Genomic DNA, 20,429 nt, shown 5'->3' with positions numbered 1-20,429 from the left:
AGAGAATGAGTTTTTTTAAGAAGTTTAAGGATAAGATGCTTGGATCGAAGGAAGAGATAGAAGAAACAGTTTCGATTACAAATAAATTTAAGGAAGGTTTAGCGAAAACAAGAAACCAATTTACTTCCAAAGTAAATGATTTAGTAGCTAAATACCGTAAAGTAGACGAAGATTTTTTCGAAGAACTAGAAGAAATATTATTACAAGCGGATGTAGGTTTTGAAACAGTTTCTGAATTAATGGAATCCTTACGTTTTGAAGTACAGCGTAAAAATATGAAGGATACTGCGGGCATTCAATCTGTTATTTCAGAAAAACTAGTCGAAATTTATGAAGCTGGGGATGAAAATATTACAGAGCTTCAACTGGAGAAAGATAGTTTATCCGTTATTTTGTTTGTTGGCGTGAACGGGGTAGGGAAGACTACTACAATTGGGAAACTTGCTCATCGTTTAAAAAGCGAAGGAAAGAAAGTCATTTTGGCAGCGGGGGATACTTTCCGTGCTGGGGCAATCGACCAACTTCAAGTATGGGGCGATAGAGTAGGCGTAGAAGTTATTAAACAAGCGGAAGGTTCTGACCCTGCTGCTGTTATGTATGATGCGATTAGAGCGGCTAAAACGCGTAATGCGGATGTTTTAATTTGTGATACCGCAGGTCGACTCCAAAATAAAGTGAATTTGATGAATGAGTTAGAAAAGATTCATCGTGTCATTTCGCGTGAGGTTCCAAATGCCCCTCATGAGGTATTGCTAGCCCTAGATGCAACAACTGGACAAAATGCACTTGTGCAGGCACAGACGTTTAAAGAAGCAACAAATGTTACTGGAATTGTATTAACGAAACTAGATGGTACCGCAAAAGGTGGTATCGTATTAGCGATACGTTCGAAACTTCATATTCCTGTAAAATTTGTTGGACTAGGCGAACAAATGGATGATTTACAACCATTCGATTCCGAAAAATACGTGTATGGACTTTTTGCTGAAGGATTAGAGCTGGAAAGTGAAAATGAAGAAAATGAAGACAAGTAAATACTAGACGCAGATTGTAGGGTCATCTCAGACTGTCTTGAAAACGCTTGTCATTCTAGGCTACCTAAAATCGCGACATCCATGTCGCAACGGTCGCATGACCCACTTCCTGTGGGCCTGCGCGCCAGCTGCGACGAGCTTTGCGCAGGAGCAAGCAACGAAGAATGCGAGCGCTTGTCAACAGTCTGAGACAAGTAAAAATACTTGACAGTTGTATCCTCAATTAATAAACTAGAGGATGTAATTGAATTGGTAAGGAGAGATGGGAATGATTGAAAAAACAACACGCATGAATTTTCTCTTCGATTTTTACCAGGCATTATTAACAGATAAGCAAAGAAGCTATATGCAGCTTTATTATTTAGATGATTTATCCCTTGGAGAAATTGCAGAAGAATATGATATTTCCAGACAAGCTGTTTATGATAATATACGTCGTACAGAAGCAATGTTAGAGGAGTATGAAGAAAAACTTAACCTCTTTACGAAATTTGAAAAACGTCAGGAAACGATAGAGCAGCTATTGCTTTTAGCAAAGGAGCAATCATCTGAAGATAAACTGATTGAACTCATTAATCAATTAAAAGAATGGGATTAGGAGGCGGCATGCATGGCATTTGAAGGATTAGCTGAGCGACTCCAAGGAACGCTTCAGAAAATTAAAGGTAAAGGAAAGATTTCTGAAGCAGATGTAAAAGAAATGATGAGAGACGTTCGTTATGCACTACTCGAAGCAGACGTAAACTTGAAAGTAGTAAAGGAATTCGTCAAAAATGTTTCGGAACGAGCTGTTGGGCAAGATGTAATGAAAAGCTTAACACCTGGTCAACAAGTCATTAAAATTGTGAAAGACGAATTGACAGAGTTAATGGGTGGAGAACAAAGTCAAATTTCTTTTTCATCAAGACCACCTACCGTAATTATGATGGTTGGTCTTCAAGGTGCTGGTAAAACAACCACTACTGGAAAGCTTGCGAATGTATTACGCAAAAAATACAATAAAAAGCCACTATTAGTAGCGGCTGATATTTACCGTCCTGCAGCTGTTAAGCAGCTTGAAACAATTGGTAAGCAGTTATCATTACCTGTTTTCGCATTAGGTACTGATATTTCACCTGTAGAAATCGTAAAACAAGCGATGGAGCATGCAAAAGCAGAGCATAACGATGTTGTGATCATTGATACTGCGGGTCGACTTCATATTGATGAAACCCTTATGCAAGAATTAAAAGATATTCGTGCCATCAAAGAACCAGATGAAGTGTTTTTAGTGGTAGATGCAATGACTGGGCAGGATGCAGTCAATGTAGCTAATAATTTTAACGAATCCATTGGCATTTCCGGTGTCGTATTAACGAAGCTTGATGGGGATACTCGAGGCGGAGCGGCTTTATCTATCCGTTCTGTTACGCAAAAACCTATTAAGTTTGTTGGTATGGGTGAAAAGATGGATGCTCTTGAACCTTTCCATCCAGAGCGAATGGCTTCTCGAATTTTAGGTATGGGAGATATGATGTCTCTGATTGAGAAGGCACAAGCAAATGTTGATGAAGAAAAAGCGAAGGAATTAGAAGAAAAATTCCGTACGCAATCTTTTACTTTTGATGACTTTTTAGAACAAATTAGTCAAGTGAAGAAGATGGGACCGTTGGACGAAATTTTGAAAATGCTCCCAGGAGCAGGCAAAATTAAAGGACTAGAGAATGCAAAAGTGGATGAAAAGCAAATGGATCGTGTCGAAGCGATTATTTATTCCATGACTACGCAAGAAAAAACAACTCCTGAAATTATTAATGGTCCTAGGAAGAAAAGAATTGCTAAAGGATCTGGTACGTCTATTCAAGATATCAATAGACTATTGAAGCAGTTTGAAGATATGAAAAAAATGATGAAACAAATGACAAACATGCAACAAAAAGGGAAGAAAAAGATGAAAATGCCTGGTTTAGACTCACTTTTTAAATAATTTTCCCTGAAAAAATTAGGGTGTTAAGAAAAAACACTTTACAAACAAATAAAAGCTTGATAATATACTATCTTGTGTGAAACTATTCGGAGGTGCAATAAAAATGGCAGTTAAAATTCGTTTAAAACGTATGGGAGCAAAAAAATCTCCTTTCTATCGTATTGTAGTAGCAGACTCTCGCTCACCACGTGATGGTCGTCAAATTGAAACAGTAGGTACTTACAACCCACTTACAAAACCAGCTGAAGTTAAAATTAACGAAGAGTTAGCGTTAAAATGGCTTCAAGACGGCGCAAAGCCATCTGATACAGTACGTAACTTGTTCTCAGAACAAGGTATTATGGAAAAATTCCATAACGCAAAACTCGGCAAATAATCGGAGGGGACAATGTGAAGCAGCTGATCGAAGCAATCGTCAAACCATTAGTTGATTATCCAGATAAGGTTCAGGTTGTTAAAGAAGAAAATGTAAACCGTATAGTTTACAAACTTTCTGTTCATCCTGAAGATATGGGAAAAGTAATTGGCAAACAAGGGCGGGTAGCGAAAGCGATTCGTACTATTGTTTACTCAGCAGCAGGCAGTCACCAAAAGAAAAAAACATATGTCGACATTTTAGATTAATGTACAAAGAGGGAGAACAATTTGTTCTTCCTTTTTTGATAGGAGGTAAAAAATATTCATGGAATGGTTTAACGTTGGTAAGATAGTCAATACGCATGGTATATGGGGTGAGGTTCGTGTTATCTCCAAAACAGACTTTGCAGATGAACGTTATGAAGTGGGTAGTGAGCTAGGGCTGTTTAAAGCAGATGGATCGAAACCAATCACCGTTAAAGTAGCTACTCATCGAAAGCATAAAAACTTTGATTTATTGACATTTGAAGGCTATTCATTATTGAAAGATGTAGAACCTTTTAGAGACGCTATTTTAAAAGTATCTGATAAGTACCTTTCAGAATTAGAAGAAAATGAATTTTACTATCATGAAATAATCGGATGTACAGTTTTGTCTACAGAAGGCGAAACGATCGGAACTGTTACAGAAATTCTTGAAACAGGTGCCAACGATGTTTGGGCAGTTCAGCCTGCAAAAGGGAAAACACATTACATCCCATACATTGAAGATGTAGTAAAGTCAGTAGACGTTGATAATAAGAAAATTGTTATTGAAGTGTTAGAAGGTCTATTATCATGATGAATATTCACATTCTTTCTCTATTTCCAGAAATGTTTGAAGGTGTTTTTAATACATCCATTTTGAAAAAAGCACAGGAAAAGAATGAAGTTGTACTTAATGTCGTGAACTTTAGAGATTTTTCAGGAAACAAGCATCATCAGGTAGATGATTACCCTTATGGCGGTGGAGCTGGGATGGTATTGAAACCTGAACCACTATTTAACGCAATAGATTCTTTAACTACGAATAAACAACAAAAACGCCGAATCGTTCTACTTTGCCCTCAAGGGGAGCGATTTACGCAGAAAAAAGCAGAAGAATTAGCAAAAGAAGAAGAGCTTATTTTCATTTGTGGTCATTATGAAGGTTATGATGAGCGAATTCGAGAACATCTGATCACAGATGAAATTTCACTTGGAGATTTCGTATTAACAGGTGGAGAATTGGCAGCTATGACTATTGTAGATAGTGTCGTTAGACTATTGCCTAATGTACTGGGCAATGCAGAATCTCACGAAAAAGATTCATTTTCTACTGGACTGCTTGAGCATCCTCATTATACTCGACCGGTTGAATATCGAGGTTATAAGGTGCCAGATGTGTTGTTGTCAGGTAATCACGCAGAGATTGAAAAATGGAGAAGAGAACAATCTTTAAAACGAACGCTTGAAAGAAGACCGGAGTTACTGGAATCGATTAATTTAAGCAAAAAGGATCAAGAATTTATTAATAAATATAAGAAACAATAATCTTTCAATTATGCATTGCATCTATTAAATGTTTGTGGTATATTCTACTATGTACTTCTATGTGGAGTATGGATTTTGGGTGTTCCGCTGCAACAGATAATGGGTGTAAGAGCATTCTATATAAGGAGAGAAAAATGATGCAAAACATTATTTCAGAAATCACTAAAGAACAATTACGTACGGATCTTCCTGATTTCCGCCCTGGTGACACAGTACGTGTACACGTTAAGGTTGTTGAGGGTACTCGCGAACGTATCCAAATGTACGAAGGTGTTGTAATTAAACGTCGTGGTGGTGGAATTAGCGAAACTTTTACAGTTCGTAAAATTTCTTCAGGTGTTGGCGTTGAGCGTACATTCCCTGTACACACACCAAAAATTGCAAACTTAGAAGTTGTTCGTCGTGGTAAAGTTCGTCGTGCTAAATTGTACTACTTACGCGATCTACGTGGTAAAGCAGCTCGTATTAAAGAACGTCGCTAATAGTAAAAAATCAAATGTTGTAGTGAGGGTGATTTCACCTTTCGCTACAACATTTTTTCTTTTTAAACTGTTGAGAAGCGCTCGCATTCTTCGTTACTTGCACTTCGTTGTAAGCTCATGAACTAAAGTTCTATTCGCTTCCGCCTCGTACTGGCGCTCCTCGAATGCCAAGCGCTTTCATTCAGTTTAAAAAGACTTTGGAATAATAATCTTTCAAATTAATTAAGCTTCGTGTAAGCTCATGAACTTAAAGTTCTATTCGCTTCCGCCTTGCGCGGCGTGCGGGCCTACACGATGTAGGTCATGCGACCGTTGCGACAAGGATGTCGCAGTTTAGGTCGCCTCGACTGAAAAGCGTTTTCAAGCTAGTTGAAATATAAAGATTGATAAGGGCTCGCATTCTTCGTTCCGGAAAGTTAAGTTAGATTTAGTTGAAAGATAATTAGAAATCATATCATTTCTTTTTGCTTGAATGAGAATTTCCCTGTACAATAAAGGAAGTATATAAAGGGGGCAAGTCGATGGAACGAGCTAAGAAAGAAAAGAACGAAATGTGGGAATGGTCCAAAGCATTGTTAATCGCTTTTGGGATTGCTGCAATAATTCGCTTCTTTTTATTTACACCAATTGTAGTAGACGGAGAGTCAATGATGCCGACTTTAAAAAATGGGGACCGAATGGTTGTCAATAAAATCGGTTATATGGTTGGTGAACCAGATCGTTTTGATATAGTAGTATTCCATGCACCAGAGCAAAAGAATTACATCAAACGAGTAATTGGTCTTCCTGGAGATCATGTGGAATATAAAAATGATCAACTATTTATAAATGGAAAAGAAGTTGAAGAGCCATACTTAGAACAATACAAAAATGAAATTACTGAAGGATCTTTAACCGATGATTTCACATTAGAAGATATTGCCCAAGTAGATAAGATACCTGAAGGCTTTATATTCGTTATGGGTGATAATCGTAGATATAGTAAAGATAGTCGACATATTGGACTAGTTGCCATCGATGAAGTGATTGGAAACACAAATATCGTTTTTTGGCCATTTGATGAAGTTGGTTTTGTAAAATAAAAATTTAGTAAGATGCCTGAGGTTAGATAGTTAAGGAAAAGTAACTTTCTCATCCTTTAAGGAGGAGATATAAAATGACAATACAGTGGTTTCCAGGTCATATGGCCAAAGCGAGAAGAGAAGTAACTGAAAATTTAAAGCTCGTAGATATTGTTTTTGAATTAGTGGATGCACGCTTGCCTTTGTCTTCCAGAAATCCGATGCTGGACGAAGTAGTGCACCAGAAAACAAGATTACTTATTTTGAACAAGATGGATATGGCAGACGAAGCACAAACGAGAAAATGGATAGCTTATTTTGACTCAATAGGGCTCCCTACAGTGGCGATAAACTCTTTAGAAGGAAAAGGTCTACAATCTGTTTTTAAAGCCGCTAAAGAGCTTTTAAAGCCTAAATGGGATCGTATGAAAGAAAGAGGTATCAAACCTCGTGCTATTCGTGCAATGATTGTAGGAATTCCAAACGTCGGGAAATCTACACTAATTAATCGTTTCGCAAAAAAGAATATAGCGAAAACAGGTAATACACCAGGTGTTACTAAAAGACAGCAATGGATAAAGGTCGAAAAGGAAATAGAATTATTGGATACTCCTGGTATTCTTTGGCCTAAGTTTGAAGATCAACAAGTCGGCTATAAACTTGCATTAACGGGAGCTATTAAAGATGCTGTTATCAATATGGAAGATTTAGCGGTGTATGGTCTTCGTTTTTTACAAGAGCATTATCCAAAGAGGATGGAAGAAAGATATCAATTGACAACAGTTAGCGAAGATTTAGTGGATACATTCGATCATATTGGTAAGTTAAGAAGATGTTTTGCCGGTGGCGGTGAAATTGATTATGATCAAGTTGCAGAGCTGATTGTAAGGGATATTCGAAACCTTCATCTTGGTCGACTAACATTTGATTTTGTAACCGAATAAGACATAAATAATTTACCCTTTTTGCCACTTGGTGAGAAGGGTTTTCTCGATTTTTTAAGTTGCAAGCTAGGTCAAATGTGTAAAACCTGCGTACTTATACGAAAGCAAGGTGCCAACGTGAGGCGCTGTATAAACTGTACTGCACTAAATAGACACTTACGCTTTTCATATATTGGCCGATACATAGATTAAGTACAAGAAAGTTGATGTGAATGAAATGTTAAGTTTGAAGGATATAAAAGAAAAATTAGAAAATGCAACTTCATGGGAACCATGGATGAGCCAACTAGAAGACGATAGTAGAATTGGTGCCATGAAGCTATTAAATACTTGGAAGAATAGACAACAGCTTTTACAGATGGAAATTCGTGCCCACAACGATAAATGTTATTTCGATGCTAGTTTTAGAAAGTGCCACACGGATTTGGTTGCTGGAGTAGATGAAGCAGGGCGCGGTCCATTAGCTGGACCAGTTGTAACAGCAGCTGTAGTTTTAAATGAGAACACAGATAATCTAATTGGTTTAAATGACTCCAAGCAACTAACGAAAAAGAAACGGAATGAACTTGCAACAAAAATAAAAAATAATGCGCTAAGTTATTTTATTCACTTTCAATCAGTAGAAAAAATAGATGAACTTAATATTTATGAAGCGACGAAACAATCCATGACAAAGTCTGTTTTAAGCTTGAAGGAAAGTCCTTCAATAGTTTTAGTAGATGCTATGAAACTACCAATAGACATGGAAACACATTCCATTATAAAAGGCGATGCTAAGAGTCTAGCGATTGCAGCGGCTTCTATACTAGCTAAAACTGCGAGAGATAATTATATGGATCAGTTGCACGAGGAATATCCTCAATATTTATTCAATAAACACGCGGGGTATGGGACAAAGCAACACGTTGAAATGATATATAAATATGGTCCTACTATTCACCATAGAAAAACATTCGAGCCGATAAAATCTATATTACTTAAATGAGGTGAAAACATGTCATCAACATCTTTTTCTTCCATTCAAGCACAACAAACGAAGATCCTTTCACCTAATATGCAAACTTCGATAAAAGAAGGACAAGTAGTCCATGGAACTATTAAAAAATTATATCCAAATCAGACTGCAGAATTGCAAATAGGCAATCAAAAAGTAATAGCTAAGCTGGAAACTCCGCTAAAAGCAGGGGATGCACATTTTTTTCAAGTAACTAAAACGGAACCGGAGTTGCAACTGAAAGTCGTAACAGGACCCCTCACAAACGGGAACACATTAGCTCAACAAGCGCAACAACTTTTGCAAGCGATGAATTTAACAAAAACAACAGAAATGCAGGCAGTAATTCAGTTCTTTTTAAAAGAACAATTGCCAATCTCAAAAGAAATATTAGTTCAAGCAGAACAGCTATTAAAACAATTACCTCCGAATGTATCAATAAAGCAAGCAATGGAAACAATTCAAAAAATGTTGGACCTAAAAATACCTTTGTCACAACAAATGTTTGATGCTGTTTTAAGTGGTAAATCTACTAGTGGCCTCCAATCACTGATTCAAGAATTTAAACTAACGTTACAACAGGATTTGACACTATCAAAAAATGATAAGAACACTCTACTTCAAAGTTTGCAAAAGTTAGCGGAGCCGTTTGGAGAACCTGTAGCAGGTGTATTGCTAGGAAAACAAATAGAAGTGTTACAAAGTCCGGTAGCAAACTTGGCTACAAAGTTGCCGATACTACAGAGTTTAAAAGAAGCGGGTGTCTTACCTCCAAATGTTACTTTAAATAATCTTTTGCCAGCTTCAACTCTTTCTACGATGCCTAATTCAGCAGCTGACATTATAGCAAACTTATTAAAAGCTCCGGTAAGTGAAAAAAGTATCGTAATGGACCAGATTCGAAATTGGGTTAGCGCACAACCTTTGTTAACATCTGAACAAAAGGTGCAATTAGGGATTTTGTTAAATAATAATTCTCAGGCCGAACAAATATTAACGCTAAACAAGACGCTTTTGGAAGTATTTGCAAAGCAAAGTCAGGAAGCTGTTTTTTTGAAAGATCAACATGGATTAACTGCAAAAGAACACTTACTATCATTACTTGGAAAAGGTACAAATAAGGAAATGGTTTCTCAAACCCTTCAGCAAGTACTGTCCAACAATAAGAACAGTCAGCAACCGATATTTTCTACAGCACTTCAGCAAGCTGAACAAAATGTGCTTCAACAGTTGGATGGAAAAGCATTTGAGCACGCTATGAAAGAAGCTTTAAAGTCACTTGGTTTTAGTTATGAAGCAAAACTCGGGGGAGGTAGCGAGGAGGTTAGACAGCTTGCAAGCCAATTGAAACCTCAATTGATAGACCTTCTTCATAATCAGGTTATTTCTGCGCCACTAAAAGAACAAGCAGAACTACTTTTGAATCGAATGAATGGTCTGCAAATATTGTCGAATGAAAACGGGCCACAGCACCAGTTATTAATGCAGGTTCCATTAGAATTTTTAGGGAAGAAAATGGATGCGACCCTTGAATGGAATGGTCGTATGAAAGAGGATGGCAAAATAGATTCTGATTATGCTCGTATCATGTTTTATTTACATTTAGATTCTTTAGAAGAGACAGTTGTAGATATGCAGGTTCAAAATCGTGTAGTAACCATCTCTTTATACAATAACGATACCAGCTTAAAACCAATTGCCAACGTATTTTATGACACCCTTAAGGAAGGCTTATTGTCAGTGGGATACCAACTCTCCGGTGTATTTGTCAAAACGTTTGAAGAAAATAAACTTACGTCACCGAAGAAATTACTGGGAAAAGAGTCACAAGGAGTAGATATTCGTATATGACAGAGGAAAAACATTTTCGTAAAGAAGCAGTCGCATTAGGATATAAACCGGGTATCATTGATGCCCCTACTATTCTTGCAAAAGGAAAGGGAAAAATAGCAGATAATATTTTAATGAAGGCAAAAGAACATAATGTTCCAATACAAGAGGATCGTAGTTTAGTAGAACTTCTCGGTCAATTAGATATAAATCAGTCAATACCAGACGAGCTATATCAAGCGGTAGCGGAAGTATTTGCATTTATTTATCGAATTGATCAAGAGAAAGGAAAAATGAATTAATCTAAAAATATTTGAATATTCTATGTTTTAGAGAAAAAACTTACTTTTGTAGACAAGAAGTGACAGGTTTATTACAATGATAAAGGTAGTAAATTACTTGACATAAGTTTGATTGGAGGACGTAAGATGAATATCCATGAATATCAAGGGAAAGAACTCCTCAGACAATACGGTGTAGCAGTTCCTAATGGGAAAGTAGCATTTTCTCCGGAAGAAGCTGTTAAAGCTGCAAAAGAACTAGGTTCTGAAGTTGTCGTTGTAAAAGCCCAAATCCACGCTGGTGGACGCGGTAAAGCAGGCGGAGTAAAAATCGCAAAAAACTTGGACGATGTTCGTGCATATGCGAAGGAACTGTTAGGGAAAGTATTAGTAACACACCAAACAGGTCCAGAAGGTAAAGAAGTAAAACGCCTTTATATCGAAGAAGGTTCTGATATCCAAAAAGAGTACTATCTTGGTTTAGTTTTAGACCGAGCATCTTCTCGTGTAACTTTAATGGGTTCTGAAGAAGGTGGTATGGATATCGAGGAAGTGGCAGCTGCTACTCCTGAAAAAATCTTCAAAGAGGAAATTGACCCTGTAGTTGGTCTTACTGGTTTCCAAGCACGTCGTATGGCTTTCAATATGAATATACCTGCAAAATTAGTAAACAAAGCAGCAAAACTAATGCTTGGATTATATGAAGCATTTGTGGATAAAGATGCAGCAATCGTTGAAATCAATCCACTTGTTGTAACTGGTGCTGGAGAAGTTGTGGCATTAGATGCTAAATTTAATTTTGATGGAAATGCTCTTTACCGTCATAAAGACATCGTAGAATTACGTGACTTTGATGAAGAAGATGCAAAAGAAATCGAAGCATCCAAATATGACCTAAGCTATATTTCTCTTGATGGAAATATCGGATGTATGGTTAATGGTGCTGGTCTTGCAATGGCTACAATGGATACAATCAGCTATTACGGCGGATCACCGGCTAACTTCTTGGACGTTGGGGGCGGTGCTACAGCAGAAAAAGTAACGGAAGCATTTAAAATCATTCTTTCAGACAAAAATGTTAAAGGTATCTTTGTTAACATCTTTGGTGGAATTATGAAATGTGATATTATCGCTGAAGGTGTTATCGTTGCTGCGAAAGAAGTTGGACTTGAAGTACCACTTGTTGTTCGTTTAGAAGGTACAAATGTTGATAAAGGTAAATCTTTATTAAACGAATCAGGTTTAAACATCGTTGCTGCTGATTCAATGGCAGATGGCGCACAAAAAATTGTTGAACTTGTAGGCTAAGAAAGGCGGAGACAAAACAATGGCAATTTTTATTAATAAAGATACTAAAGTTTTGGTACAAGGTATTACTGGCTCCACTGCTCTATTCCATACAAAAAAAATGTTGGAATATGGTACAAAAATCGTTGCTGGTGTAACTCCAGGTAAAGGCGGTACAGAGGTAGAAGGTGTTCCTGTATTCAATACAGTTGAAGAAGCTGTTAAAGCTACTGGAGCAAATGTTTCAGTAATTTATGTTCCAGCTCCATTTGCAGCGGATGCAATTTTGGAAGCTACAGATGCAGAATTAGACTTGACTATTTGTATTACTGAGCACATTCCAGTATTAGACATGGTTAAAGTTAAACGTTACATGGAAGGCAAAAAAACTCGTTTAGTGGGACCAAACTGCCCTGGTATTGTAACAGCAGACGAAAGTAATATTGGTATCATGCCTCCGAATATCCATTCAAAAGGGCATGTAGGTGTTGTATCTCGTTCTGGTACTTTAACTTATGAAGCAGTTCATCAATTAACTCAAGCTGGTGTAGGACAATCTACAGCGGTTGGTATTGGTGGAGACCCAGTAAATGGTACAGATTTCATTGATGTATTAAAAGCATTCAATGAAGATCCAGAAACTTACGCAGTTGTTATGATTGGTGAAATCGGTGGTACTGCTGAAGAAGAAGCAGCAGAATGGATTAAAGCTAACATGACAAAACCTGTTGTAGGATTTATCGGAGGGCAAACAGCTCCTGAAGGTAAACGTATGGGTCACGCTGGAGCAATTATTTCTGGTGGTAAAGGTACTGCAGCAGAAAAAATTAAAGCAATGCAAGCGGCTGGAATGGAAGTTGCACCAACTCCTTCAGTAATCGGCGAAACTTTAATTAAAGCAATTAAAGCAGCAGGTCTTTACGACAAATGTAAAACACATTAATATTAAAGGTACGGCACATCATCCGGTGTTGCCGTATTTTTTTATATTTGGCTTTGGTATTATTTATTGATGTTTTTAAGAGTAGGAATCTTGCACGTATGTGCGCTACAGCAGCCTACGCCTGAGTCTTCAAGAATGTTCCGCGGCTCCTCAGCAAAGCTCCGTCGCAGAAAAAGCATTGCTTCTCAATCCCAACTGAAGTCTCATTCTTCGTGGTTTTGCGGCCAGCGCGAATTCAAATAGATTCGTAGATTCAAGTATGAGTATCTTAACTACAGCGAAGTTTATCATAGCCAAAAAAAATAGGAGGAAAGCAATGATCAATTCAGAAGAGAAGTGGATTAATCGATTTTTAGCGTTACACTATGTATTTCCAGTCCCTATGAACAAACTACATCCCCTAATTGAATACAATCCCACATTACAATTAGAGAAAATGCAGACAAGCTTACTAGTTGGTCTCTTGCGTATTACTGAAAATCGAGCGATTCAACTTAAAAACATGTACCAAAAATTTGTGGAGACCCCATTTCTACAAATTTATGATAATCACCAAATTACCCCTATAATTTTTACCAATCCCAATTATCCTACAAGTTTAAAAAATCTTTACGATCCACCGGCGGTTCTTTATGTGAAAGGAGATACTACTTTATTAAACATGCATAAAAAGTTAGCTATTATAGGTTCTAGAGAGGCAACCTATTATTCTAAGAAAAGTATCGAAACAATTTTACCTCCATTAATAAGCCAAAATTTCACTATTGTAAGCGGTCTTGCTAAAGGAGCAGATACAATGGCTCATGAAAGCACAATAGCGCTAGGAGGCAAGACAATAGCGGTTCTGGGCACAGGTTTATTTCATATATATCCGAAGCAAAATGAAGAATTAGCGAAAATAATGTCGAAAGAACATTTATTAATAACAGAATATCCACCATATATAACACCAAAAAAGTGGAATTTTCCTATGCGTAATCGTATTATTAGCGGTTTGTCACAAGCTGTCATTATTACAGAAGCTAAAGAAAAGAGTGGTACAGTTTCAACAATGGAGCATGCGTTAGAAAATGGAAAAGAAATTTTCGCTATACCTGGATCTATTCATTCCCCTTTGTCTGCAGGCCCACATAACCTTATTTTAGAGGGGGCAAAGCCTGTTTGGAATGGTTATCAAATACTTGAAGAACTACAAGAATTTGAACAAATAAACAATTAAATAAATGAAAAGACTTGCTTTCTTTAGAAATCTGTTATACATTTTGCAACAGGTATTTGTTTTGAAGCTTAAAGCGAGTTACCTTCTATAAGGAGGCACATTTATGTCGGATTATTTAGTTATTGTGGAATCGCCAGCAAAGGCAAAAACAATTGAACGATATCTTGGAAAAAAATATAAAGTAAAAGCATCCATCGGTCACGTGCGGGATTTGCCGAGAAGTCAAATGGGTGTAGATGTAGAAAATGACTATGAACCAAAATATATTACTATACGAGGAAAAGGTCCCGTATTGCAAGACCTGAAAAATGCTGCAAAAAAAGCGAAGAAAGTTTATCTCGCGGCTGACCCCGACAGAGAAGGGGAAGCAATTGCTTGGCACTTAGCTAACTCATTGAATGTTGATATTAATTCGGAATGCCGAGTTGTGTTCAATGAAATTACAAAAGACGCTATTTTAGAATCATTTAAACATCCTAGACCTATAAATATGGATTTAGTAGATGCACAACAGGCTAGAAGAATTTTAGATCGCCTAGTTGGCTACAACATTAGTCCAATTTTATGGAAGAAAGTGAAAAAAGGTTTATCTGCTGGACGAGTTCAATCTGTAGCATTACGTTTAATCATTGACCGTGAAAATGAAATAAATAACTTTGTTCCAGAAGAGTATTGGACGATTGAAGGGCAATTCGAGAAAAGTAAAAAAGCATTCGATGCTCTTTATTATGGTACGGATAAAGATAAAATTAAGCTAACAAACGAAAGTGAAGTAAAAGATGTTCTTAAAGGAATGAAAGGCAAAAAGTTTGAAGTAGCAAATGTCGTGAAAAAAGAAAGAAAAAGAAATCCAGCTGCATCATTTACAACTTCTTCTCTTCAACAGGAAGCTGCTCGTAAACTTAACTTCCGAGCTAGAAAAACGATGATGCTTGCGCAACAATTGTATGAAGGAATTGACCTTGGAAAAAAAGAAGGTACTGTAGGTTTAATCACATACATGCGTACAGATTCTACTAGAATCTCTGATACAGCTAAGGCTGATGCACATGCATACATTCAAAATGAATACGGATCAGAATATATAACGAGTAAAAAAGAAGAAAAACAATCCAAAAAAGCTCAGGATGCGCATGAGGCAGTAAGACCAACAAGTGTTCTAAGAACACCAGAGCAGTTAAAGAGCATCCTATCTAGAGATTTATATCGTTTATATAAATTGATTTGGGAGAGATTTATTGCTAGCCAGATGGCCCCTGCAATATTAGATACAGTTTCGGTTGATATGAAAAATGGGAACGCAATATTTAGAGCAAATGGTTCACAAGTAAAATTCCCAGGATTCATGAAAGTGTATGTGGAAGGCACGGATGACCAAACGGATGACAAAGACAAACTGTTGCCTGTATTAGAGGTTGGAGATAAAGTAAATGCGCTTTCGATTGAACCTAAACAACATTTCACACAGCCACCACCAAGATATTCAGAAGCAAGACTAGTTAAAACGCTAGAAGAACTTGGGATAGGCAGACCATCCACATATGCCCCTACACTGGATACGATACAAAAAAGAGGGTATGTGGCATTAGAGACTAAACGTTTTGTACCAACTGAGCTTGGAACAATCGTACATCAACTAGTACTTGAATTTTTCCCAAATATTTTAAATATCGAGTTTACAGCACAAATGGAAAAAGACTTAGATAGTGTGGAAGAAGGACAAGTTAGATGGGTCGAAGTCATAGATGGATTTTATAAAGATTTTGCTAAACATGTAGAGCATGCGGATGCTGAAATGGAAAAAATCGTTATAAAAGATGAGCCTACTGGTGAAGATTGTGAAAACTGTGGTTCTCCAATGGTCTATAAATTAGGACGATATGGTAAATTCATGGCTTGTAGTAATTTCCCAGATTGTAGAAACACGAAAGCAATTGTGAAAGAAATTGGCGTTCCATGTCCATCTTGTGGAGAAGGGCAGATTGTCGAACGTAAAAGTAAAACAAAGAGAATTTTTTATGGATGCGATCGTTATCCTACATGCGACTTTGTTTCTTGGGATAAGCCGATTAATAGACCATGTCCTAAATGTAATGATATGTTAGTAGAGAAAAAGCTGAAAAAAGGCGTACAAATTCAATGTGTAGCTTGTGATTATAAAGAAGATCCACAGAGTTAAAAGAAAGAAGGTTTCAACATGACTGAAATAGTAAACGTGATAGGGGCAGGACTGGCAGGAAGCGAGGCTGCATGGCAAATTGCAAAGCGAGGAGTAAAAGTTCGTCTTTATGAAATGCGACCTGTAAAGCAAACACCTGCACATCATACAGATAAATTTGCTGAACTAGTATGTTCAAATTCGCTTCGTGCAAATACCCTAACAAACGCTGTAGGGGTTATTAAAGAAGAAATGCGTATGTTAGAGTCACTTATTATTCAATCTGCAGATAATAGTAGTGTTCCTGCAGGTGGAGCACTAGCTGTAGACAGACATGATTTTGCAGGAAGAGTAACAGAGGTCATTCGCAATCATCCAATGATTGAAATCATAAACGAAGAAGTAACCGAGATTCCAGAAGGTATTACTGTAATCGCTACAGGCCCTTTAACTTCTCCTGCATTGGCAGAGAAAGTAAAAGAAATAACTGGTCAAGATTATTTATATTTTTATGATGCAGCTGCTCCAATCGTTGAAAAAGATAGCATCGATATGGATAAAGTATATTTAAAATCTCGATACGACAAAGGGGAAGCGGCTTATCTTAACTGTCCGATGACGGAAGAGGAGTTTAATCGTTTTTACGATGCACTTATAGAAGCAGAAGTGGTACCATTAAAAGAATTTGAAAAAGAAATTTACTTTGAAGGGTGCATGCCAGTAGAAGTAATGGCTAGCAGAGGCCGTAAAACGCTTTTATTTGGACCGATGAAACCGGTTGGATTAGAAGATCCTAAAACAGGTAAACGCCCTTATGCGGTTGTTCAATTAAGACAAGACGATGCTGCTGGAACCCTCTATAATATCGTTGGATTTCAAACACATTTAAAATGGGGACCTCAAAAGGAAGTTCTTCAATTAATTCCAGGATTAGAAAATGTGGAAATTGTACGGTATGGAGTTATGCACAGAAATACATTTATTAATTCACCGACTGTCCTACAACCGACTTATCAGTTAAAAGCAAATAAACAAATATTCTTTGCCGGTCAAATGACTGGAGTTGAGGGCTATGTAGAATCAGCAGGGAGTGGATTACTTGCAGGTATAAACGCTGCTAAGCTTGCAAAAGGGGAAGAATTAGTTGTGTTCCCAAGTGAGACTGCACTCGGTAGTATGGCTCGATATATAACAGAAGCTGACCCTAAAAACTTCCAACCAATGAATATTAACTTCGGATTATTTCCTGAGCTACAACCAAAAGTAAGAGACAAAAAAGTAAGAACTGAGCAATTAGCCAATCGAGCATTAACGACGATTCAAAATTTTTTGAAAAATAAATCGGTTTAATTGCTTTAAGCCTCTAAAGGTTGTATACTTTTAGAGGCTTTTACTATGGGAATACAAACTGGAGTGTTTAAATGATTGGATCAGATTTACTACATTCATTTATAGACTATATTCAATTAGAGAAAAATTACTCTAATCTAACTACCCGTGAATATAAAAAAGACATTGAACATTTTTTACTATTTTTAGATGGAGAAGGTGTAACTGATTTAAATGAGGTTGAATACGTGCATGCAAGATTATATGTAACAACCCTTTATGATAAAAAGTTAGCTAGAACTTCAATATCAAGAAAAATCTCCTCTATCCGATCTTTTTATAAGTTTTTACATAAAGAGTTTGATATTCGGGAAGATGCTTTCCGATCCTTGTACCATCCTAAAAAAGAAGAAAGACTTCCTCATTTCTTTTATGAAGAAGAAATGGAAAAACTATTTCAAGGGAACGAAGGGGATGATCCGCTATCGTTACGAAATATGGCTATACTTGAATTATTGTATGCTACAGGCATTCGTGTAAGCGAACTTATTTCTATTGAATTAAGTCATATAGATAAGAGCTATGGAGTTATTCGTGTTATGGGTAAAGGTAGAAAAGAAAGGTATGTTCCAGTTGGAGATTTTGCTCTAAGTGCCGTAGAGGAATACGTCCAAAAAAGTAGATCAAAATTAATGAAGTCTACATCTCATCCCTTTCTCTTTGTGAACAATAGAGGAGCGCATTTAACAGCACGTGGAGTGCAATATATATTAAATGAAATGATGAAGAAGGCTTCCTTACACACGAATATTTTTCCACATATGCTGCGTCATACCTTTGCTACACATTTATTGAATAACGGAGCTGACTTAAGGAGTGTTCAAGAGTTATTAGGCCATTCCCATTTAACTTCTACTCAAGTTTATACGCATGTTACGAAAGAACATTTAAGAAAAACGTATATGAATGCTCATCCAAGGGCATAAGTATTGGAGGTAAACAATATTGGGTAATATACATGCAACTACAATATTTGCTGTCAGTCATAAAGGAAGTCAAGCTATGGCAGGAGACGGACAGGTAACTTTGGGTAATCAAGTTGTTATGAAACATACTGCTAAAAAAGTAAGAAGGCTTTTTAATGGTCAAGTGGTTGCTGGTTTTGCTGGTTCTGTTGCAGATGCTTTTACTCTTTTTGAAATGTTCGAAGGAAAACTCCTTGAGTATAATGGCAACCTTCAAAGGGCAGCCGTTGAGCTTGCAAAACAATGGCGTGGAGACAAAATGCTACGCCAATTAGAAGCGATGCTTTTAGTAATGGATAAAAGTAATCTATTACTCGTATCAGGAACTGGCGAAGTTATAGAACCGGATGATGGCATTTTGGCAATAGGCTCTGGTGGAAATTATGCTTTAGCTGCTGGAAGAGCGTTAAAACAATATTCAGGTGATCGTTTAACAGCTGAAGAGATTGCAAAAGCTGCTTTAACAACAGCAGCAGATATTTGTGTATTTACTAATCATCAAATTGTCGTGGAGGTTTTAGGTGAATGAAGGAAAACAACTTAACGCCAAAGCAAATTACTGAGCACTTAAATAAATATATTGTTGGGCAAGATGCTGCAAAAAAAGCTGTTGCAGTTGCTTTGCGAAATAGATATAGAAGACAGTTACTAGATGAAGATATGAAAAATGAAGTGATCCCTAAAAATATTTTAATGATTGGTCCTACTGGAGTAGGGAAAACAGAAATAGCAAGAAGAATAGCGAAGCTAACAAAAGCTCCATTTGTAAAAGTGGAAGCTACTAAATTTACGGAAGTAGGTTATGTCGGAAGAGACGTTGAATCTATGGTTAGAGATTTAGTAGAAGCAGCGATTCGAATTGTAAAAGAAGAAAAAATGGAAGAAGTTAAAGATCAAGCAACCCGATTAGCAAACGACGCTATAGTAAAACTTCTTGTTCCTTCTTTAAAGAAAAAGAACGCAAATCAAAACCCTTTTGAAGCATTATTCGGTGGAAAGTCGGAGGATGAACCTTTAGAAGCGGATGACACAGAGGTGCGATTAAAACGTTCACAAATTGCAGAAGATTTAAGAGACGGAAAACTAGAGAATGAAATAGTAACCGTTGAAGTGACAGAACAAGCCCCATCCATTTTTGATGCACTGCAAGGTGGAGGCATGGAAAGTATGGGCATGAATATGCAGGACGCCCTTTCTAGTTTAATGCCTAAGAAAAAGAAAAAAAGAAAAATGAAAGTAAAAGATGCTCGTAAAGTATTAATGCAGGAAGAAGCGAGCAAGTTAATAGATAATGATGAATTATCTCAAATAGCAATTGAAAAAACGGAGCAAACTGGAATCATATTTATCGATGAAATGGATAAAATCGCAAATAAAAGTGGTAATTCTACTTCTGCGGATGTTTCTAGAGAAGGTGTTCAGCGAGATATATTACCGATTGTCGAAGGGTCAACCGTTAATACGAAATATGGTGCGGTAAAAACTGATTATATTCTATTCATTGCTGCAGGAGCGTTCCATATGTCTAAACCATCTGATTTAATCCCGGAACTTCAAGGTAGATTTCCAATTCGCGTTGAATTAGAGAAATTAACAAAAGATGATTTTATTCGTATTTTAAAAGAACCTCATCACTCTTTAACAAAACAATACGAGGCTTTACTTTATACAGAAGGTGTAACTATTTCTTTTTCTAATGAATCAATAGCGAGAATTGGGGAAATAGCTTATGAAGTAAACCAAGAGACCGATAATATAGGAGCGAGACGTCTTCATACAATTCTAGAGAAAATTTTAGAAGACCTTTCATATGAAGCTTCTGACATATCTCCTGCTCATATTCAAATTACTCCTTCCTATATTGACCAAAAACTTGACAATATTGTGAAAAACAGAGACTTATCGCAATTTATCCTGTAATATGAAGTTGAATTGCTTTCAAAAACA

The 20,429-nt window shown here is 36.9% G+C and carries 21 protein-coding genes; all 21 read left to right on the top strand.

The genetic code is table 11. The annotated features are described in order from the left end of the window. Positions 1-5: 5 nt before the first annotated feature. The 21 genes from ftsY to hslU all read left to right on the top strand — a co-directional run bounded on the left by ftsY (position 6) and on the right by hslU (position 20,402). Positions 6-1,034 carry a signal recognition particle-docking protein FtsY gene (ftsY, locus tag AM499_RS09605; protein WP_053590004.1) on the top strand — a complete coding sequence of 343 codons (1,029 nt, stop codon included), beginning with the start codon at positions 6-8 and terminating at the stop codon, positions 1,032-1,034. Positions 1,035-1,302: 268 nt separating this feature from the next. Continuing rightward, positions 1,303-1,632 (top strand): putative DNA-binding protein, encoded by a 330-nt coding sequence (locus AM499_RS09600; protein ID WP_371256505.1) that lies wholly within the window; start codon positions 1,303-1,305, stop codon positions 1,630-1,632. A 12-nt stretch (positions 1,633-1,644) separates the two neighbouring features. Beyond that, positions 1,645-3,000, top strand: coding sequence for a signal recognition particle protein (ffh, locus tag AM499_RS09595; RefSeq protein ID WP_053590002.1), 1,356 nt, complete (start codon positions 1,645-1,647; stop codon positions 2,998-3,000). 103 nt (positions 3,001-3,103) lie between these two features. Then, positions 3,104-3,376: a 30S ribosomal protein S16 gene (rpsP, locus tag AM499_RS09590; RefSeq protein WP_053590001.1), complete on the top strand. Its 273-nt coding sequence runs from the start codon at positions 3,104-3,106 to the stop codon at positions 3,374-3,376. Positions 3,377-3,390: 14 nt separating this feature from the next. Beyond that, entirely contained in the window at positions 3,391-3,624 is a 234-nt protein-coding gene (locus tag AM499_RS09585) for a KH domain-containing protein (RefSeq protein ID WP_053590000.1), read from the top strand. 58 nt (positions 3,625-3,682) lie between these two features. Continuing rightward, positions 3,683-4,198, top strand: a complete 516-nt coding sequence (rimM, locus tag AM499_RS09580) for a ribosome maturation factor RimM (protein WP_053589999.1) — start codon at positions 3,683-3,685, stop codon at positions 4,196-4,198. Then, positions 4,198-4,929 (top strand): tRNA (guanosine(37)-N1)-methyltransferase TrmD, encoded by a 732-nt coding sequence (gene trmD, locus AM499_RS09575; protein ID WP_053592154.1) that lies wholly within the window; start codon positions 4,198-4,200, stop codon positions 4,927-4,929. The genes rimM and trmD overlap by 1 nt, the downstream gene beginning before the upstream one ends. A 137-nt stretch (positions 4,930-5,066) precedes the next feature. Continuing rightward, entirely contained in the window at positions 5,067-5,411 is a 345-nt protein-coding gene (gene rplS, locus AM499_RS09570; RefSeq protein ID WP_053589998.1) for a 50S ribosomal protein L19, read from the top strand. A gap of 521 nt (positions 5,412-5,932) precedes the next feature. Next, positions 5,933-6,493 carry a signal peptidase I gene (gene lepB, locus AM499_RS09565; protein WP_053589997.1) on the top strand — a complete coding sequence of 187 codons (561 nt, stop codon included), beginning with the start codon at positions 5,933-5,935 and terminating at the stop codon, positions 6,491-6,493. Between the two features lie 74 nt (positions 6,494-6,567). Beyond that, positions 6,568-7,416 (top strand): ribosome biogenesis GTPase YlqF, encoded by an 849-nt coding sequence (ylqF, locus tag AM499_RS09560; protein WP_053589996.1) that lies wholly within the window; start codon positions 6,568-6,570, stop codon positions 7,414-7,416. A 217-nt stretch (positions 7,417-7,633) separates the two neighbouring features. After that, positions 7,634-8,401 carry a ribonuclease HII gene (locus AM499_RS09555; protein WP_053592153.1) on the top strand — a complete coding sequence of 256 codons (768 nt, stop codon included), beginning with the start codon at positions 7,634-7,636 and terminating at the stop codon, positions 8,399-8,401. A 9-nt stretch (positions 8,402-8,410) separates the two neighbouring features. Then, complete coding sequence (locus AM499_RS09550) at positions 8,411-10,261, top strand: lysozyme family protein (RefSeq protein WP_053589995.1); 1,851 nt, start codon at positions 8,411-8,413, stop codon at positions 10,259-10,261. Continuing rightward, positions 10,258-10,542 carry an EscU/YscU/HrcU family type III secretion system export apparatus switch protein gene (locus AM499_RS09545; protein WP_053589994.1) on the top strand — a complete coding sequence of 95 codons (285 nt, stop codon included), beginning with the start codon at positions 10,258-10,260 and terminating at the stop codon, positions 10,540-10,542. Before AM499_RS09550 ends, AM499_RS09545 begins: the two co-directional genes overlap by 4 nt. A gap of 126 nt (positions 10,543-10,668) precedes the next feature. Continuing rightward, positions 10,669-11,829, top strand: a complete 1,161-nt coding sequence (gene sucC, locus AM499_RS09540; protein WP_053589993.1) for an ADP-forming succinate--CoA ligase subunit beta — start codon at positions 10,669-10,671, stop codon at positions 11,827-11,829. 19 nt (positions 11,830-11,848) lie between these two features. After that, complete coding sequence (gene sucD, locus AM499_RS09535; RefSeq protein WP_053589992.1) at positions 11,849-12,751, top strand: succinate--CoA ligase subunit alpha; 903 nt, start codon at positions 11,849-11,851, stop codon at positions 12,749-12,751. Positions 12,752-13,067: 316 nt separating this feature from the next. Next, on the top strand, positions 13,068-13,970 hold the full coding sequence (gene dprA / locus AM499_RS09530; RefSeq protein WP_053589991.1) for a DNA-processing protein DprA: 903 nt from the start codon (positions 13,068-13,070) through the stop codon (positions 13,968-13,970). A 103-nt stretch (positions 13,971-14,073) separates the two neighbouring features. Next, positions 14,074-16,149 (top strand): type I DNA topoisomerase, encoded by a 2,076-nt coding sequence (gene topA / locus AM499_RS09525; protein WP_053589990.1) that lies wholly within the window; start codon positions 14,074-14,076, stop codon positions 16,147-16,149. Between the two features lie 18 nt (positions 16,150-16,167). Then, on the top strand, positions 16,168-17,478 hold the full coding sequence (gene trmFO / locus AM499_RS09520; protein ID WP_053589989.1) for an FADH(2)-oxidizing methylenetetrahydrofolate--tRNA-(uracil(54)-C(5))-methyltransferase TrmFO: 1,311 nt from the start codon (positions 16,168-16,170) through the stop codon (positions 17,476-17,478). A 71-nt stretch (positions 17,479-17,549) separates the two neighbouring features. Then, entirely contained in the window at positions 17,550-18,443 is an 894-nt protein-coding gene (gene xerC / locus AM499_RS09515; protein WP_053589988.1) for a tyrosine recombinase XerC, read from the top strand. A gap of 19 nt (positions 18,444-18,462) precedes the next feature. After that, a complete protein-coding gene (gene hslV, locus AM499_RS09510; RefSeq protein WP_053589987.1) occupies positions 18,463-19,011 on the top strand; it encodes an ATP-dependent protease subunit HslV in 549 nt (182 codons plus the stop codon). Next, on the top strand, positions 19,008-20,402 hold the full coding sequence (hslU, locus tag AM499_RS09505; RefSeq protein WP_053589986.1) for an ATP-dependent protease ATPase subunit HslU: 1,395 nt from the start codon (positions 19,008-19,010) through the stop codon (positions 20,400-20,402). Before hslV ends, hslU begins: the two co-directional genes overlap by 4 nt. Positions 20,403-20,429: the final 27 nt, after the last annotated feature.

This window comes from Bacillus sp. FJAT-22090 (genome assembly GCF_001278755.1).
Taxonomy (GTDB): Bacteria; Bacillota; Bacilli; order Bacillales_A; family Planococcaceae; genus Psychrobacillus.
Note: the sequence above shows the minus strand (reverse complement) of the source record. Positions and strands in the feature narration are given on the sequence as shown.

Excerpts from the sequence above, each read along its gene's own strand:
- lepB (WP_053589997.1), top strand. The coding sequence starts at position 5,933 with ATGGAACGAGCTAAGAAAGAAAAGAACGAAATGTGGGAATGGTCCAAA.
- xerC (WP_053589988.1), top strand. The coding sequence starts at position 17,550 with ATGATTGGATCAGATTTACTACATTCATTTATAGACTATATTCAATTA.
- rplS (WP_053589998.1), top strand. The coding sequence starts at position 5,067 with ATGCAAAACATTATTTCAGAAATCACTAAAGAACAATTACGTACGGAT.
- sucD (WP_053589992.1), top strand. The coding sequence starts at position 11,849 with ATGGCAATTTTTATTAATAAAGATACTAAAGTTTTGGTACAAGGTATT.
- dprA (WP_053589991.1), top strand. The coding sequence starts at position 13,068 with ATGATCAATTCAGAAGAGAAGTGGATTAATCGATTTTTAGCGTTACAC.
- rpsP (WP_053590001.1), top strand. The coding sequence starts at position 3,104 with ATGGCAGTTAAAATTCGTTTAAAACGTATGGGAGCAAAAAAATCTCCT.
- ftsY (WP_053590004.1), top strand. The coding sequence starts at position 6 with ATGAGTTTTTTTAAGAAGTTTAAGGATAAGATGCTTGGATCGAAGGAA.
- AM499_RS09555 (WP_053592153.1), top strand. The coding sequence starts at position 7,634 with ATGTTAAGTTTGAAGGATATAAAAGAAAAATTAGAAAATGCAACTTCA.
- AM499_RS09550 (WP_053589995.1), top strand. The coding sequence starts at position 8,411 with ATGTCATCAACATCTTTTTCTTCCATTCAAGCACAACAAACGAAGATC.
- topA (WP_053589990.1), top strand. The coding sequence starts at position 14,074 with ATGTCGGATTATTTAGTTATTGTGGAATCGCCAGCAAAGGCAAAAACA.
- AM499_RS09545 (WP_053589994.1), top strand. The coding sequence starts at position 10,258 with ATGACAGAGGAAAAACATTTTCGTAAAGAAGCAGTCGCATTAGGATAT.
- sucC (WP_053589993.1), top strand. The coding sequence starts at position 10,669 with ATGAATATCCATGAATATCAAGGGAAAGAACTCCTCAGACAATACGGT.
- ffh (WP_053590002.1), top strand. The coding sequence starts at position 1,645 with ATGGCATTTGAAGGATTAGCTGAGCGACTCCAAGGAACGCTTCAGAAA.
- ylqF (WP_053589996.1), top strand. The coding sequence starts at position 6,568 with ATGACAATACAGTGGTTTCCAGGTCATATGGCCAAAGCGAGAAGAGAA.
- rimM (WP_053589999.1), top strand. The coding sequence starts at position 3,683 with ATGGAATGGTTTAACGTTGGTAAGATAGTCAATACGCATGGTATATGG.
- hslU (WP_053589986.1), top strand. The coding sequence starts at position 19,008 with ATGAAGGAAAACAACTTAACGCCAAAGCAAATTACTGAGCACTTAAAT.
- trmFO (WP_053589989.1), top strand. The coding sequence starts at position 16,168 with ATGACTGAAATAGTAAACGTGATAGGGGCAGGACTGGCAGGAAGCGAG.
- AM499_RS09600 (WP_371256505.1), top strand. The coding sequence starts at position 1,303 with ATGATTGAAAAAACAACACGCATGAATTTTCTCTTCGATTTTTACCAG.
- trmD (WP_053592154.1), top strand. The coding sequence starts at position 4,198 with ATGAATATTCACATTCTTTCTCTATTTCCAGAAATGTTTGAAGGTGTT.